Here is a 14,837-nt window from a genome sequence, read left to right on the forward strand (position 1 = left end):
TCGGCTGTTGCCGTTGCCTCTGCGGGTGCAGGGCTGCAAGCCCTGCAAACCAAACCCTCTCAGCGAGCAGCAGGCCGCGACGGCGGCAACCACGCCGCCACGATGCCCAGCAACGGCAGGAACGCGGTCAGCTGGTAGACGTACTCGATGCTGGTTCTGTCCGCCAGCAGGCCGAGCACGGCGGCACCCAGCCCGCCCATACCGAACGCGAAACCGAAGAACAGGCCGGACACCATGCCGATGCGGTGCGGCATCATCTCCTGCGCATAGACCACGATCGCCGAGAACGCCGAAGACAGCACGAAGCCGATCAGCACCGCCAGCACCGTCGTCCACAACAGGTCGGCATGCGGCAGCATCAGCGCGAACGGCGCCACGCCGAGGATCGAGGTCCAGATGATCGGCTTGCGGCCGATCCGGTCACCCAACGGGCCGCCGAGGAAGCCGCCAGCGGCGGACGCCACCAGGAACGCGAACAGGTGCAGCTGCGCCTGCGCCACCGGAATGCCGAAATGGTGGATCAGGTAGAAGGTGAAGTAGCTGCCGATGCTGGCCATGTAGAAGTACTTGCTGAAGATCAGCACCAGCAGGATCGCCAGCACCTTGGCCACCGTGCGTGGTGGATGGCGCGGCGCCATCGAGGCGGTACTGGCCGGGCGCGGCGTGCCCAGATGCAACGCGTACCAGCGGCCAACATAGGTCAGCAATGCGATGCCGATCAGGGCCGCGCCTGCGAACCACGACGCGGCATGCTGGCCGTACGGCACGATCACTGCCGCCGCAATCAGCGGGCCCAACGCGGTACCGAAATTGCCCCCCACCTGGAACACCGACTGTGCGAAGCCATGACGGCCGCCCGAGGCGAGCCGCGCGATGCGCGAGGCCTCCGGATGGAAGATCGCCGAGCCGATGCCGACCATTGCCGCTGCCAGCAGCACCATCGCGTAGTTCGGCGCGAAGCCGAGCAGCAGCATGCCGCACAAGGTCGAGGCCATGCCGATCGGTAGCGAATACGGTGCCGGGCGGCGGTCGGTGGCTACACCGATCAACGGCTGGAAGATCGACGCAGTGAGCTGATAGGTCAACGTGATCAGGCCGATCTGGGTGAAGCTGAGATTGAAGCCACCCTTGATCACCGGATAGATGGCCAGGATCAGCGACTGCATCATGTCGTTGACGACGTGCGAGGTGGAAATGGCGGCCAGCACGCCGGGGGCCGCCGGGCGTGAGGTCGTTGCGGGAGAAGCCAGGGTGGACATGGACGCAGTCAGGTTGGGGGCGAGCCCCGCATGCTACGGTTGCCCTTCCCTCCCTTCTGCCGCGTTCAGGTCATGCCCTATCGCAAAAAGGACATAGCCAGTGACGTCGATCCGGCCGCGCCCTGGCGGGAGGTTCCACTGCATCGCCCGGTCACCTATCGGGTCACCCAGTACCCCGTAGGTACCCACATCCCTGGTCACAAGCATCAGCGCCACCAGCTGGTCTACGCCATCTCCGGCCTGATGGTGGTGCGGTCGGAAGTCGGGCGCTGGGTGGTGCCATCGAACCGCGCGATCTGGATGCCGGCCGGCATGGTGGACGCGGTGGACTGCATCGCCGCCGTGCACATGCGCAGCCTGTACATCGACCCGCCGTTTGCCCCGCACCTGCCGACCGAGCCGTTCGCGGTGCAGGTGTCGCCCCTGCTGCGCGAGCTGCTGCAGGCCGCCACGCTGGTCAAGGGCGAGCACATCGAGGACAGCCGCGATGGCCGCGTGGTGCGCCTTCTGCTGGACGAACTGCATCGCATGGACGTGCTGCCTCTGCACCTGCCTGCGCCAAGCGACCCGCGCCTGCTGCGGATCTGCCAACACCTGCAGAAGCACCCCGGCGACGACGCCACACTGCAGGACTGGGCACAGGCGCTGGAGGTGGACGTGAAAACCATCCAGCGGCGCTTCGCCACCGAGCTGGGCATGACCTTCGGCCAGTGGCGGCAGCAGGCACGGCTGCTGGCCGCGATGGAACGGCTGGCGGTCGGTGACAAGGTCATCGATGTCGCGCTGGCGACGGGCTACGACAGCCCCAGCGCGTTCACCAGCATGTTCAAGCGCCAGCTGGGGCAGACACCTGCGGCGTTTTTCCGGTAACGCCGTCCACGCATGGCGTGGATCCACCATCGCGGCGCATGCCCGGCGGAAACCATCGCAGATCGCAAACGAGAACGCCGGGCATGGCCCGGCGCTTCCGCTCAACGCTTCCGTTGAAAAACTCAGGACGTCATCCGGTCCCAGAAGCCCTTCACGCCGTCGATGAAAGTGGCCGATTTCGGCGAATGCTTGCGCGCTTCCTCGCCGACGAAGGTGGCTTCGAACTGTTCCAGCAGCTTGCGCTGCTCGTTGGTGAGGTTCACCGGCGTCTCCACCACCACGCGGCAGTACAGGTCGCCTTCGCTGCGGCTGCGCACCGAACGCACGCCCTTGCCGCGCAGGCGGAACAGCTTGCCGGTCTGGGTCTCGGCCGGGATACGGATCTCCGCTTCGCCGCCGAGGGTGGCCACGCGCACGGTGTCGCCAAGCGCCGCCTGCGAGATGCGGATCGGCACTTCGCAGTGCAGATCATCGCCATCGCGCTGGAAGATGGCATGCTCGCGCACGCGCACTTCCACGTACAGATCACCCGGCGGCGTGCCGGCCGGGCCGGCCTCGCCCTCGCCCTGCAGGCGGATGCGATCGCCGGTGTCGACGCCGGCCGGCACCTTCACCGACAGCACCTTGTCTTCCTCGACACGGCCGTTGCCGTGGCAGGTCTTGCAGGGCTTGGCGATGATCTGGCCACGGCCGCCGCAGTTGTGGCAGGCCTGCTGCATGGCGAAGATGCCGCGCTGGATGCGCACCTGACCACGGCCATGGCACACGTTGCAGGTCTCGACCTTGCCGTCTTCGGAGCCACTGCCATCGCAGTCGCCGCATTCGGCCAGGGTCGGGATCTCGATCCGGCGCTCGACGCCGCGCACGGCCTCTTCCAGGTCCAGTTCCATCACGTAGCCGATGTCGGCGCCGCGACGGGCCTGGCGCGGACCACCGCCGCCACCGCCAAAAATGTTGCCGAAGATATCGCCGAAGATATCGTTCATGTCCGGGCCGCCCGGACCACCACCACCCATGCCATGCTCGAACGCGGCGTGGCCGTGGCTGTCGTACATGCGGCGCTTGTTGCCGTCGGACAGTACTTCGTAGGCTTCCTTGCACTCCTTGAAGGAGGCTTCGGCCGCCGTATCGCCCGGGTTGCGGTCCGGGTGGAACTTCATCGCGCAGCGACGGTAGGCCTTCTTCAGCTCTTCGTCAGTGGCGGTGCGGGCAACGCCCAGCACTTCGTAGTAATCGCGCTTGCTCATATCGTGAATCGGGTTCCGGAACGTCGGGATTCGTCAAAGCGGAAGAGCGGAACCAGGTCCGCTCTTGCGTCGGGCGCCCCGACACGCCGGTAGGCGGTCAGGACCCTGATGCGACAACGGGACGCTGGTGGCCAGCGTCCCGCGTCGGTCCGGATCAGGACTTCTTGTCGTCCTTGACTTCGGTGAACTCAGCGTCGACCACGTCGTCCTGCGCCTTGCCGGCATTGCCGGCGTCGGCACCCGGGGCACCGCCCTGGTCGGCCGAAGCAGCGGCGAACAGCGACTGGCCAGCTTCTTCCAGTGCCTTCGACTTGGCTTCGATCTGTGCCTTGTCGTCGCCCTTCATCGCGGTTTCCAGGTCAGCCAGCGCCGCCTCGACCTTGCCGATGACATCGCCGCCGACCTTGCTGCCGTGCTCGGTGATGGCGCTGCGGGTGCCGTGGATCAGGGCGTCGGCCTGGTTGCGGGCCTGCACCAGTTCCTGGAACTTCTTGTCTTCTTCGCGGTTGGCTTCCGCGTCGGCGACCATGCGCGCGATCTCCTCCTCGGACAGGCCCGAACCGGCCTTGATCTCGACCTTCTGTTCCTTGTTGGTCTTCTTGTCCTTGGCCGACACGTGCAGGATGCCGTTGGCGTCGATGTCGAAGGACACTTCCACCTGCGGCAGGCCGCGCGGGGCCGGCTCGATGCCGGACAGGTCGAACTTGGCCAGCGACTTGTTGAAGCGGGCCTGTTCGCGCTCACCCTGCAGCACGTGCACGGTCACGGCCGACTGGTTGTCCTCGGCGGTGGAGAACACCTGCGAGGCCTTGGTCGGGATGGTGGTGTTCTTCTCGATGATCTTGGTGAACACGCCACCCATGGTTTCGATACCCAGCGACAGCGGGGTCACGTCCAGCAGCAGCACGTCCTTGACGTCGCCGCCCAGCACGCCGCCCTGGATCGCCGCACCCAGTGCCACGGCTTCGTCCGGGTTGACGTCCTTGCGCGGTTCCTTGCCGAAGAACTCGGTCACCGCCTGCTGCACCTTCGGCATGCGGGTCTGGCCGCCGACCAGGATCACTTCGCTGATGTCGCTCGAACGCAGGCCGGCATCGTTCAGGGCGACGCGGCACGGCTCGATCGACTTCTTGATCAGGTCGTCCACCAGTGCTTCCAGCTTGGCGCGGGTCAGCTTGATGTTCAGGTGCTTCGGACCCGACGCGTCAGCGGTGACGTACGGCAGGTTCACTTCGGTCTGCTGGGCGCTGGACAGCTCGATCTTGGCGCGCTCGGCAGCATCCTTCAGGCGCTGCAGGGCCAGCGGATCCTTGCGCAGGTCGATGCCCTGGTCCTTGTTGAATTCTTCAACCAGATATTCGATGACGCGGTTGTCGAAGTCTTCGCCACCCAGGAAGGTGTCGCCGTTGGTGGCCAGCACTTCGAACTGCTTCTCGCCGTCGACATTGGCGATCTCGATCACCGAGACGTCGAAGGTGCCGCCGCCCAGGTCGTACACCACGATCTTGCGATCCTTGTTGTCGCCCTTGTCCAGGCCGTAGGCCAGCGCAGCCGCGGTCGGCTCGTTGATGATGCGCTTGACGTCCAGGCCGGCGATGCGCCCGGCGTCCTTGGTCGCCTGGCGCTGGCTGTCGTTGAAGTAGGCCGGCACGGTAATGACCGCTTCGGTGACCTTCTCACCGAGGAAGTCCTCGGCGGTCTTCTTCATCTTCTCCAGCACCTTGGCCGAGATTTCCTGCGGGGCCATCTTCTTGCCGTCGCTGGTGGCGACCCAGGCATCGCCATTGTCATGGGCCAGGATGCTGTACGGGACGTGGGCGATGTCCTTCTGCACCTCGCCATCGGTGAACTTGCGGCCGATCAGGCGCTTCACCGCATAGAAGGTGTTCTTCGGGTTGGTCACGGCCTGGCGCTTGGCCGAGGCACCGACCAGGACTTCGCCGTCCTTGGTGTAGGCGACGATCGACGGGGTGGTGCGATCGCCTTCCGAATTCTCGATGACGCGGGCCTTGCCGCCGTCCATGATCGCCACGCACGAGTTGGTGGTGCCGAGGTCGATACCAATGATCTTGCCCATGGGGGAGACTCCTGAGGATGCTTGTTGGGGTCAGTCCGGCCGTTCGGCCGGTGGATGAATACGATGTGGGGGAGGCCCGTGGAACATTCAAGCCACCTCCCGAACGCTGTGTTTCCGACGATCCGGCGCATTCAGCGTCGGGTCGGGTGACGGGTCTGTCCGCCGCCCGGCCCTGCCGGATCAGTCGGCGGCCACCACCACCAGCGCCGGCCGCAGCAGGCGCTCGTTGAGCAGGTAGCCCTTCTGGAACACGGTCACCACGCTGCCCGGGGCAGCGCCCGGGGTCGGCACCTGGCTGATGGCCTGGTGGTGTTCCGGGTTGAACGGCTGGCCGATCGGATCCAGCAGCGCCAGGCCGTTGTCGGCGGCGACCTTCAGCAGCTGCTTGTAGGTCAGCTCCAAGCCTTCGCGCAGCGGGTGCGGGTCGTCGCCGGCGGCCTTCAGGCCGGCATCCAGGCTGTCGAACACCGGCAGCAGCTCGCCCAGCAGCTTCTCGTTGGCGAACTTGCGGGCCTGCTCGATGTCACGGGCAACACGCTTGCGCTGGTTTTCCAGGTCGGCGCGCTCACGCAGCGCATCGGCCTTGACCTGCTCGACTTCGGCGCGCAGGCGCTCGACTTCGTCGTTGACGCCGGCGGTGGCAGCCGCATCGGCGGCACTCTGCTGGGATTCGATATCTGGATGTTCGTGGTTCATGTCTGGGTCCCTGGCGGTCACTCTCCGCCTCCACCCACCCTAGTGTGGGCGGGATGCTGCGTTTCAAGCGTCGGATGTTCCCGGCGTGCGTCCGGCCGGTGAAAAGGCCGCGCCAAGCACATCGGCGGTGGCCTGGACCAGCGGGATCACCCGGTCGTAGGCCATCCGCTTGGGACCGATCACGCCCAGCACGCCCAGCACCTGGCCATTGGCGGTGTACGGGGCAGTGACCAGCGAGACGCCCTGCAGCGGCATCATTCCGGTCTCTTCGCCGATGAAGATGCGCACCCCCGGCGCCTGGATGGTCCGCTCCAGCAGCTGCAGGATCTCGCGCTTGCTGGAGAACAGCTCGAACAGTTCGCGCAGGCGCTCCAGGTCGGACAGGTCCTGCACGCCCATCAAGCGGGTCTGCCCGGCCACCAGCATGTCGTCGGCCGCCGGCTGCAGGGCCTGCTCGGCCAGTTCGATGCTGTGGGCCAGCAACTGCTCCAGTTCGGACCGGGCGTCGCGCAGCTCCAGCAGCAGTCGGGTACGGATCTCGGCCATCGGCAGGCCGGCGAAATGCGCATTGAGGTAGTTGGCGACCTGCTCCAGCTGGCCTGGCGCAAACTCCTGCCGGGTCTCGATCACCCGGTTCTGCACCTCGTTGTCGGCAAATACCAGGATCGCCAGCACCCGGCGCCCATCCAGCGCCACGAAATCGATCTGGCGGAAGGCGAACTGCTCGCGCCGCGGTGCGCTGACCACGCCGACGAAGTGGCTCATCGCCGACAGCAGCTCCGAGGCGCTGCCGAGCAGGGCCTGGGTGCTGCCGCCACCGGCCAGTTCCTGGCGCAACCGGGCCAGCTCGCCCTCGCCCGGCGGCTGCATCTGCAGCAGGCTGTCGACGAACACCCGGTAGCCATGCGCGGTCGGGACGCGGCCGGCCGAGGTATGTGGCGAGGCCAGCAGGCCCAGATCCTCCAGGTCGCCCAGGATGTTGCGGATGGTGGCCGGGCTGACCTCCAGGCCGGCCACGCGCGCCAGCGTCTGCGAGCCGACCGGCTCGCCGTCCTGGATATATCGCGCGATCAGCGTGCGCAGCAGGTGGCGCGCACGCGGGGCAAGCTGGTCGGGAGAACCGTGCATGGAATCAACCTGTGAGACACGGACACTAGATAATGGCGGCGCATCGCCTTGGCAAGTCATTGGACCTCCCGCGCCCGCGTGCTAGCGTTGCGCGGCTGCTGACACCCCCTTACCCATGCTCAGACATCTTTCGATCAAGGATTTCGCCGTCGTCCGCGCCACCGAACTGGAGTTCGGGCCAGGCATGACCGTGGTTTCAGGCGAGACTGGCGCCGGCAAGTCGCTGATGGTCGACGCACTGGGCTTCCTGTCCGGCCTGCGCGCTGACAGCGGCGTGGTCCGCCATGGTGCCGCACGCGCCGAGCTTTCCGCCGAGTTCGCGCTGGAGCAGCTGCAGGCCGCCCGCCAGTGGCTGGCCGACAACGAGCTGGACGACGAGGACCAATGCCAGCTGCGCCGCGTGATCCGCGCCGACGGCGGCTCGCGGGCCTGGATCAATGGCCGCCCGGTGACGCTGGCACAGCTGGGCGACCTGGCCTCGCTGCTGGTGGAGATCCACGGCCAGCATGAACAGCAGGCGCTGCTGGCGCGCCCGTCGCAGCTGGCCCTGCTGGATGCCTATGCCGGCAACGAGAACGAGCGCCGCCAGGTGCGCCACGCCGCCGCAGCCTGGCAGGCACTGGTCGATGAATCGCTGGCGTTGTCGCAACAGGGCGACGTCAGTGACCGGATCGGCTTCCTGGAGCACCAGCTGCGCGAACTGGACCGCGAGGACCTGGAACCGGAATCGATTGCCGCGCTTGGCGCCAGCCACCGTCGCCAGGCCCACGCCAGCGCCCTGCTGAGCGCCTGCCAGGCGGCCAGCAACCAGCTCAACGGTGAAGACGGCAGCTCCGCGCTGGACCTGCTGCAGCAAGTGCGCCACGAGCTGTCGCGGCTGGTCGAGCACGACCCGCGCCTGGGCGAGGTGGACGGCCTGATCGAGAACGCCTCGATCCAGCTGCACGAAGCCCTGTCGCTGCTGGACCGGGTGCATGACGACCTCGACGCCGACCCGGAACAGTTCGAGGAGAACGAGCGCCGCCTCGGCCGCCTGCACGACCTAGCCCGCAAGCACCGCGTGCCGATGGACGAGCTGGGCGCGCAACGTGAGCGCATGCATGCCGAAGTGGAGCAACTGCGCGGTGCCGATGAGCGCCTGCAGCGCCTGGCCGGCGAGATCGACAAGGCCGCCGCCGCCTGGCGCGTACAGGCTGAAGTGCTGACCGCCAGCCGCCGCAGCGCCGCTGCCGAACTGTCGGCCACCACCACCGGCATCATCGCCGAGCTCGGCATGGGCGGCGGCCAGTTCCTGATCGAACTGGAGCCACAGGACAGCGGCAAGCCCGACCCGCAGGGTGCCGAGCGCGTCGAGTTCCTGGTGGCGGCCAACGCCGGCCAACCGCCGCGCGCCCTGCGCAAGGTGGCCTCGGGCGGTGAACTGTCACGTATTTCGCTGGCCATCGAAGTGGCCGCGCTGGACCTGGATGCGGTGCCGACCATGGTGTTTGACGAGGTCGACTCCGGCATCGGCGGCGCGGTGGCTGACATCGTCGGCCAGAAGCTGCGCGCGCTCGGCGAGAAGCGCCAGGTACTGTGCGTGACCCACCTACCGCAGGTCGCCTCCAAGGGCCACGCCCATTACCGGGTCAGCAAGGCCCCGGTGGAAGGCATGACCCAGAGCGCAGTGGAAAAGCTGGACAACAAGGCGCGCGAAGAAGAGCTGGCGCGCATGCTCGGCGGCGTGGAAGTGAGCAAGGAAGCGCGCGCCGCCGCCCGCAAGCTGCTGCAGGCCTGAGGCCTGTTCACGGTTATCCACGCATGGCGTGGATCTACAACCCACCCGCACGGTAGTGCCGGCCGCTGGCCGGCAACCCAACACCGGTGGACGATGATCGTGAGGTTGCCGGCCAGCGGCCGGCACTACCCGTATCACCCCAACGGCCGCGCCAGATCCACGTTCTCCACCAGGAAATCGAGGAACGCGCGCACCCGCAGCGGCAGGTAACCGCCCTGCCCGAGGAACACCGCGTGCACCTCTTCCAGGTCACCGGGATTGGCCTCTTCCAGCACCGGCAGCAAGCGCCCGGCAGCAATGTCCTCCTGCACCTGGAATGCCGCCAGCCGCGCCATGCCCAGCCCGCCCAGCACCAGCTGGCGCAGCGCATCGCCGTTGCTGGCGCGGGCATTGCCACTGGGCAGCAGCATCCGCTCGCGCCCCTCCTGCAGCAACGGCCACCCCTGCATCGCACGGGCATGGCCTATGTCCAGCCGGTTGTGCGACTGCAGCTCCTCGGCAGTGCGTGGCAGCCCGTGCCGCTGCGCGTAGGCCGGTGCAGCCACGATCATCATCCGCGTCGCGCCCAGCCGTCGCGCCACCAGACTGGAGCTCTTCAGCGGCCCGGCCCGCACTGCCACATCGGTGCGCTGCTCCAGCAGGTCGATCACCTCGTCGTTGAGGGTCAGGTCCACGCCCACCTGCGGGTTACGCTCAAGAAACGCCGGCAGCAGCGGCAACATGAAATGGCGGCCAAACGGCACGTTGGAGTTGACCCGTAGCCGCCCGCGCGGCTCGGCATGGGCGCTGGCACAACGCTCGGCCTCGTCCAGGTCGGCCAGCACGCGCAGGCCACGCTCGTAGAACGCGCAGCCTTCCGGGGTCAGCTGCAGCTGGCGGGTGGAGCGTTGCAGCAGGCGCGTGCCCAGCCGTTGCTCCAGCCGCGCCACCAGCTTGCTGACCGCCGACGGCGTCATGTCCAGCGTGCGGGCCGCAGCGGAAAAGCCACCGGTCTCGATCACCCGCACGAACACTTCCAGTTCGCCGGATCGGTTGATGTCGGGTCGCGCCATGGCGATGAATCCAGTTCACAGATGATTGTCCGTGCGCAGTCTAGTTCACAGATAAGCACGGAATCACCATGGCGGTCCCTCCACTCGGGACTGCCCGATGAACCGCTTGAGCCAGCTCACCACCACCGCCCTGCTCGCCGTGTCCGGCGCCGCCAGTGCCGCATCCGCCCCGCACTGGGTCGCCAGCTGGCAGGCCAGCCCGCAGCCGGTCTGGAACGCGGATTTCCTGTTCCCGACCCTGGTCCCGGCCACGCTGCAGGACCAGACCTTCCGCCAGACGGTGCGTGTCAGCCTGGGCGGCCCGCGGCTGCGGGTGCGGCTGAGCAATGCCTACGGCACCCGGCCGCTGCGGATCGGGGCGGCCAGCGTGGCCGCACGCGCGGGCGCCATCCCGCAACCGCTCAGCTTCGGCGGCCAGCCCGGGGTGTTGATCGGGCCCGGTCAGGAACAGCTGAGCGATCCGCTCCCGCTGGCCACGGATGACCGCCAGGCATTGCAGGTCAGCGTCTTTGTGCCGGGGCCGGCAACCGTTCAGACGTTCCATTGGGAAGGCCGCCAGACCAGCTGGATCGCCCCTGGCGACCAGAGCCGGGCCCAGGCCCTGAGCGCAGCCAGCAGCACCACCGCCCGCCTGCTGCTGACCGGAATTGACGTCGAGGCCGACACCGACGCGCGCAGCGTGGTGGTGATCGGGGATTCGATCACCGACGGTGCCACCGCCAGCCTCGACCAGGACCAGCGCTGGACCGATCATCTGGCCGCGCTCCTGGCAGCGCGGGGCATAGCCGTGGTGAACGCCGGCATTTCCGGGGGGCGGCTGCTGCGCGACGGCATGGGTGAATCCGCCCTGGTCCGCTTCCGGCGCGACGCGCTGGACCAGCCTGCGGTATCCAGTGTGATCGTGCTGATCGGCATCAATGACATCAGCTGGCCAGGTACCGCATTCGCCCGCAACCAGGCCCGGCCCACGCTGAGCGAGCTGCAGGCGGGGTATCGCGCGCTGGCAGAACAGGCCCGCCGCCGAGGTGTGCGGATCGTGGGCGCTACCTTGCCACCGTTCGCTGGCGCCCTGCCCGGCACGCCGCTGGACGACTACTACCAACCGGACAAGGACACCCTGCGCCGCCAGCTCAATGCCTGGCTGCGCACGGACAGCCCGTTCGACGCGGTGATCGACTTGGACGCGGCGCTGCGCGACCCGGCCGATCCCTCACGGATGGCCGTGGCCTACGACTCCGGCGACCACCTCCACCCGGGTGATGCCGGCAACCGGGCCATGGCTGAGGCGGTGGACCTGGAGATCCTGCTGGGCCGCAAAGGGTCGGATCCCTTACCTGAACGGAAAGGGCTCTGACCCCATCAACGAAAAACCCCGGGCAGGCCCGGGGTTTCGTCGCATCCAGCTGGCCGGAACGGATTACTTGCGCTTCTTGCGCACGTACAGCACCAGCGAGTGCTCTTCCAGCTCGTAGCCATGGTCTGCGGCGATCTTGCGCTGCAGCTCCTCGATCTCGTGGCTTTCGAACTCGATGATCTTGCCACTGTCCACGTCGACCATGTGGTCGTGGTGGCCGCCACGGTCCAGTTCGTAGACCGCCTGGCCGCCCTCGAAATTGTGCTTGAGCACGAGGCCGGCGGCCTCGAACTGGGTCAGCACCCGGTACACCGTGGCCAGGCCGATCTCGTCGCCGTGCTCCAGCAGCTGGCGGTAGATGTCTTCGGCGGTCATGTGGTGCTGGGCATTGCGCTGCTCGAGCAGCGCCAGGATCCGCATCCGCGGATGGGTCACCTTCAGGCCGACTTTACGCAGGTCGTGGGTTTCCATAGGTCTCCGTTCATTGGCGATTTAGCGCCAGCTGCCTCGGATTGGGTCGCGGTGGCACGCCGGGAGTGTATCATCGGTTTGATTTCCCCAACCGCCAGTCCCGATGCGCAATCTCCTGTTGGTCGCCGCCGTCGCCCTGTCCACCACCGGGTGCGGCATCATCTACAAGCAACCCATCTATCAGGGCAACCTGATCCGGGAAGATGCCGTGGCCAAGCTGCAGGTCGGGCAGAGCAAGCAGCAGGTCACCGCGCTGCTGGGCACCCCGTCCATTCCCGACCCGTTCCACGCCCAGCGTTGGGACTACACCTCCAGCCAGCGCGTGAACCGCCTGGGTCGTACCGAAGTGAAGAACTTCGTGGTGTTCTTCGAGAATGACACCGTGACCCGCTGGGAAGGCGATTACTTCCCGGGCAACGACAAGGCCCTGGCCCAGCAGACCGTGCGCCAGTTCGGCCGCAACCTGCCGAAGGACAAGAAGAAGAAGGGCCGCTGAGCCCCCTGCCCGTCCGCAGGTACGGCTGCCGGAATCAACCGCCGAGTGCGCGACGCCGGCGGTTGTCCTTGGGGTCGGCCAGCAACGGGCGCAGCAACTCGATGCGATCACCTTCCAGCAGTGCCTGCTGCGGGCGAGCCAGCACACCATGAACGGCGACGGCGGGGCAATCGGCACTGCCTTCCAGCGCGGCGGCGGCAATGGCGTCGGCCACGGTCGCACCTTCTTCCAGCTGCAAGCGGCGCGACAGCACCCGCTGCGGCCAGGCCAGCACCACCTCGACCTCGATCATCGCTCAGCCCTCGTCGGCGACGCGGACGAAATCGTTGACCATGCGATCGGCCAGCCCTTGGAAGCCGATCGCCAGCGCCGGACCGAGCAGGCGCGAGCTGGGTTCGAACTCCAGGGTCAGGGTGACCTTGCAGGCATCCTCGGCCAGCGCATGGAATTCCCAGCGGCCGTGCAGCTGCTTGAACGGGCCATCGCGCAGCTGCATATCGATGCTGTGCGGTCGCCGCAGGGTGTTTTCGGTCTGGAACCAGGTGCTGAACGAGCCCAGGCCGAGGTCCAGGCGCGCCACCAGGCGGTCCTCGCCCTCCTCAACGATCTGGGCAGCAGAGCACCAGCGGAAACGGCGCGGATAGGCCTGGACGTCGTTGACCAGGTCGAACATGCGCGCGGCCGAATGTTCGACCAGGGCGCTGCGGCGGATAGTAGGCATGAATACAGGACGTTTCGGCAATCGACCGGGCGGGCCCGAATCGGAGACAATACGGAAATGAGCAAGAACAGCGGCAAGGATAAAGCAAAGAGCGCGACGGCCAACAAAACCATTGCGTTGAACAAGCGTGCCCGCCACGAATACCACATCGAAGAGCGCTTCGAGGCCGGCCTCGCCCTGCAGGGCTGGGAGGTCAAGTCGATCCGCGCAGGCCGTGGCAACATCATCGATGCCTACGCTTATGTGAAGCGCGGCGAGATCTACCTGATCGGTGCACAGATCACCCCGTTGATCCAGGCCTCCACCCACGTGGTGGCCAATGACCGGCGCGAGCGCAAGCTGCTGCTGCACCGGAACGAGATCGACAAGCTGATCGGCAAGGTCGAGCGCGATGGCTACACGATCGTGCCCACTGCGATGTACTGGAGCAAGAACAAGATCAAGCTCGAAGTCGCGCTGGCCAAGGGCAAGCAGACCCACGACAAGCGCGATGCCGCCAAGGACCGCGACTGGGCGATCGAGAAGCAGCGCGTGATGCGTCGCGGCAACCGCGACGCATGATCACTCCCATGGGCGCCATGGCGACTGCCAGCGCCGATGAAACGCGCACGTTGTGCGCGCGCCTGCTGGCCTTCAACCAGGCCCACGGCGGCGATGCGTTCGATGAGACCCCAGTCCGCCTGGCCTGGCATGACGAGCACGGCACGCTGCGCGGCGGCGTGCTGGCCGACGTCTGTGCCGGCTGGCTGCAGGTGCATGTGCTGTGGGTGGACCCGGAACTGCGCGGGCGAGGCATCGGCCAGCGCCTGCTGGCGGAAGCAGAAGCCGTTGCGCACCGCCATGGCGCCCGCAGCGTGATGCTGGATACCTTCGACTGGCAGGCCGAAGCCTTCTACCTGCGGCAGGGCTACACCGTGTATGGGCGACTGCCCGACTGCCCACCCGGTCACGAGCGGATCTACCTGCGCAAGACGTTGTCGGGGTCGTAGTCGTGTCGGCGCTGGAGTTGCCTGCCGGTCACCCCGCCAGCACGCCCTGCCCGCGCATGCGCGGTGCCAGCGCGGCGTGCATCACGGCCAGATGCATCACCACCGCCAGTTCGGGCGCATGCCGGTCATCGCCGGCGCGCCACCGCTGCGCCAGCTGGGCTGCGTCGGCCGGCAGCAGGGCCAGCAACTGAGCGTCATCCATCGAATCGGCCGCGCCCTGGAGCTGCTGCGCCATCTGCCGCGACTGCCACACATGCACGCCGATGCTGAGGCTGGCCAGCGACATCAGGACCACGGCCAGCCCGTGCTCGAACCACTGCGACAGCACTTCCGGCCCCCACAGCAGGGCCGCCAACACCGCCAGGCCCGGCAGGCGCCAGCCCAGCCAATGGATGCGACCGCGCTGCGACCAGTGCACCACCACCGCACTGGCGACCAGTGCTGCGGCCGCTGTGGCCGGCAGTTCGGTCAGGCAGGTGGCCGCCAGCAGCGCGCCCAGCACGGCCCAGACCCAGCCAGGGGGCAATGCCCGTCGCTGGTAGTCGGCCCCGACGGGTCCGACCAGCTGTCGCAGGCTGCGTTGTTGGCTTGCCTCGGTCACCCACAGTCTCCGTGTCTGTCCTGGCTCGGATGGTCGTCTTCAGTGTGTCGCAAATTCGTGCCAATGACGTTACCAATCCGCGATGACGGAGGCTCTACA

At 67.2% G+C, this 14,837-nt stretch carries 16 protein-coding genes; 6 read left to right on the forward strand and 10 right to left on the reverse strand.

What is annotated here, in order from left to right; translation table 11 throughout:
• Positions 1-59 precede the first annotated feature (59 nt).
• Positions 60-1,259, reverse strand: coding sequence for an MFS transporter (locus ACM0PB_RS07110; RefSeq protein ID WP_049416912.1), 1,200 nt, complete (start codon positions 1,257-1,259; stop codon positions 60-62).
• A gap of 72 nt (positions 1,260-1,331) precedes the next feature.
• Between ACM0PB_RS07110 and ACM0PB_RS07115 the strand changes: the two genes are divergently transcribed.
• Positions 1,332-2,129, forward strand: coding sequence for an AraC family transcriptional regulator (locus tag ACM0PB_RS07115; RefSeq protein WP_414604840.1), 798 nt, complete (start codon positions 1,332-1,334; stop codon positions 2,127-2,129).
• 122 nt (positions 2,130-2,251) lie between these two features.
• Here ACM0PB_RS07115 and dnaJ read toward each other — a convergent pair whose 3' ends face one another.
• The 4 genes from dnaJ to hrcA form a co-directional block, all read right to left on the reverse strand.
• Complete coding sequence (gene dnaJ / locus ACM0PB_RS07120) at positions 2,252-3,376, reverse strand: molecular chaperone DnaJ (RefSeq protein ID WP_065179664.1); 1,125 nt, start codon at positions 3,374-3,376, stop codon at positions 2,252-2,254.
• Between the two features lie 154 nt (positions 3,377-3,530).
• Positions 3,531-5,453, reverse strand: coding sequence for a molecular chaperone DnaK (dnaK, locus tag ACM0PB_RS07125; protein WP_005416183.1), 1,923 nt, complete (start codon positions 5,451-5,453; stop codon positions 3,531-3,533).
• Between the two features lie 180 nt (positions 5,454-5,633).
• Positions 5,634-6,149 (reverse strand): nucleotide exchange factor GrpE, encoded by a 516-nt coding sequence (gene grpE, locus ACM0PB_RS07130; protein ID WP_005416181.1) that lies wholly within the window; start codon positions 6,147-6,149, stop codon positions 5,634-5,636.
• A gap of 63 nt (positions 6,150-6,212) precedes the next feature.
• Positions 6,213-7,277 carry a heat-inducible transcriptional repressor HrcA gene (hrcA, locus tag ACM0PB_RS07135; RefSeq protein ID WP_005416180.1) on the reverse strand — a complete coding sequence of 355 codons (1,065 nt, stop codon included), beginning with the start codon at positions 7,275-7,277 and terminating at the stop codon, positions 6,213-6,215.
• A 115-nt stretch (positions 7,278-7,392) separates the two neighbouring features.
• Between hrcA and recN the strand changes: the two genes are divergently transcribed.
• Positions 7,393-9,054 (forward strand): DNA repair protein RecN, encoded by a 1,662-nt coding sequence (recN, locus tag ACM0PB_RS07140; RefSeq protein WP_065179665.1) that lies wholly within the window; start codon positions 7,393-7,395, stop codon positions 9,052-9,054.
• Positions 9,055-9,188: 134 nt separating this feature from the next.
• On the opposite strand, the gene ACM0PB_RS07145 is transcribed toward recN, so the two are convergent.
• Positions 9,189-10,106, reverse strand: a complete 918-nt coding sequence (locus ACM0PB_RS07145) for a LysR family transcriptional regulator (protein ID WP_414604841.1) — start codon at positions 10,104-10,106, stop codon at positions 9,189-9,191.
• A gap of 97 nt (positions 10,107-10,203) precedes the next feature.
• Here ACM0PB_RS07145 and ACM0PB_RS07150 point away from each other — a divergent pair, with 97 nt between their 5' ends.
• Positions 10,204-11,460 (forward strand): SGNH/GDSL hydrolase family protein, encoded by a 1,257-nt coding sequence (locus ACM0PB_RS07150; protein WP_065185195.1) that lies wholly within the window; start codon positions 10,204-10,206, stop codon positions 11,458-11,460.
• A gap of 63 nt (positions 11,461-11,523) precedes the next feature.
• Here ACM0PB_RS07150 and fur read toward each other — a convergent pair whose 3' ends face one another.
• Positions 11,524-11,931, reverse strand: coding sequence for a ferric iron uptake transcriptional regulator (gene fur, locus ACM0PB_RS07155; protein ID WP_005409235.1), 408 nt, complete (start codon positions 11,929-11,931; stop codon positions 11,524-11,526).
• A gap of 103 nt (positions 11,932-12,034) precedes the next feature.
• Here fur and ACM0PB_RS07160 point away from each other — a divergent pair, with 103 nt between their 5' ends.
• Positions 12,035-12,427 carry an outer membrane protein assembly factor BamE gene (locus ACM0PB_RS07160; RefSeq protein ID WP_005409234.1) on the forward strand — a complete coding sequence of 131 codons (393 nt, stop codon included), beginning with the start codon at positions 12,035-12,037 and terminating at the stop codon, positions 12,425-12,427.
• A 34-nt stretch (positions 12,428-12,461) separates the two neighbouring features.
• Here the strand turns inward: ACM0PB_RS07160 and ACM0PB_RS07165 are convergent, their stop codons facing one another.
• Positions 12,462-12,719 (reverse strand): RnfH family protein, encoded by a 258-nt coding sequence (locus ACM0PB_RS07165; protein ID WP_005416176.1) that lies wholly within the window; start codon positions 12,717-12,719, stop codon positions 12,462-12,464.
• 3 nt (positions 12,720-12,722) lie between these two features.
• Positions 12,723-13,148 carry a type II toxin-antitoxin system RatA family toxin gene (locus ACM0PB_RS07170; protein WP_065179669.1) on the reverse strand — a complete coding sequence of 142 codons (426 nt, stop codon included), beginning with the start codon at positions 13,146-13,148 and terminating at the stop codon, positions 12,723-12,725.
• A 57-nt stretch (positions 13,149-13,205) separates the two neighbouring features.
• Here ACM0PB_RS07170 and smpB point away from each other — a divergent pair, with 57 nt between their 5' ends.
• Together smpB and ACM0PB_RS07180 are read left to right on the forward strand one after the other, a co-directional pair.
• On the forward strand, positions 13,206-13,709 hold the full coding sequence (gene smpB, locus ACM0PB_RS07175) for an SsrA-binding protein SmpB (RefSeq protein ID WP_005416174.1): 504 nt from the start codon (positions 13,206-13,208) through the stop codon (positions 13,707-13,709).
• On the forward strand, positions 13,706-14,137 hold the full coding sequence (locus tag ACM0PB_RS07180; protein WP_065179670.1) for a GNAT family N-acetyltransferase: 432 nt from the start codon (positions 13,706-13,708) through the stop codon (positions 14,135-14,137). Before smpB ends, ACM0PB_RS07180 begins: the two co-directional genes overlap by 4 nt.
• 28 nt (positions 14,138-14,165) lie before the next feature.
• On the opposite strand, the gene ACM0PB_RS07185 is transcribed toward ACM0PB_RS07180, so the two are convergent.
• Entirely contained in the window at positions 14,166-14,738 is a 573-nt protein-coding gene (locus ACM0PB_RS07185; protein WP_065179671.1) for a hypothetical protein, read from the reverse strand.
• Between the last annotated feature and the right edge of the window lie 99 nt (positions 14,739-14,837).

It is taken from the genome of Stenotrophomonas sp. AR029 (assembly GCF_047520695.2).
In the GTDB taxonomy this organism is placed as follows: domain Bacteria; phylum Pseudomonadota; class Gammaproteobacteria; order Xanthomonadales; family Xanthomonadaceae; genus Stenotrophomonas; species Stenotrophomonas sepilia.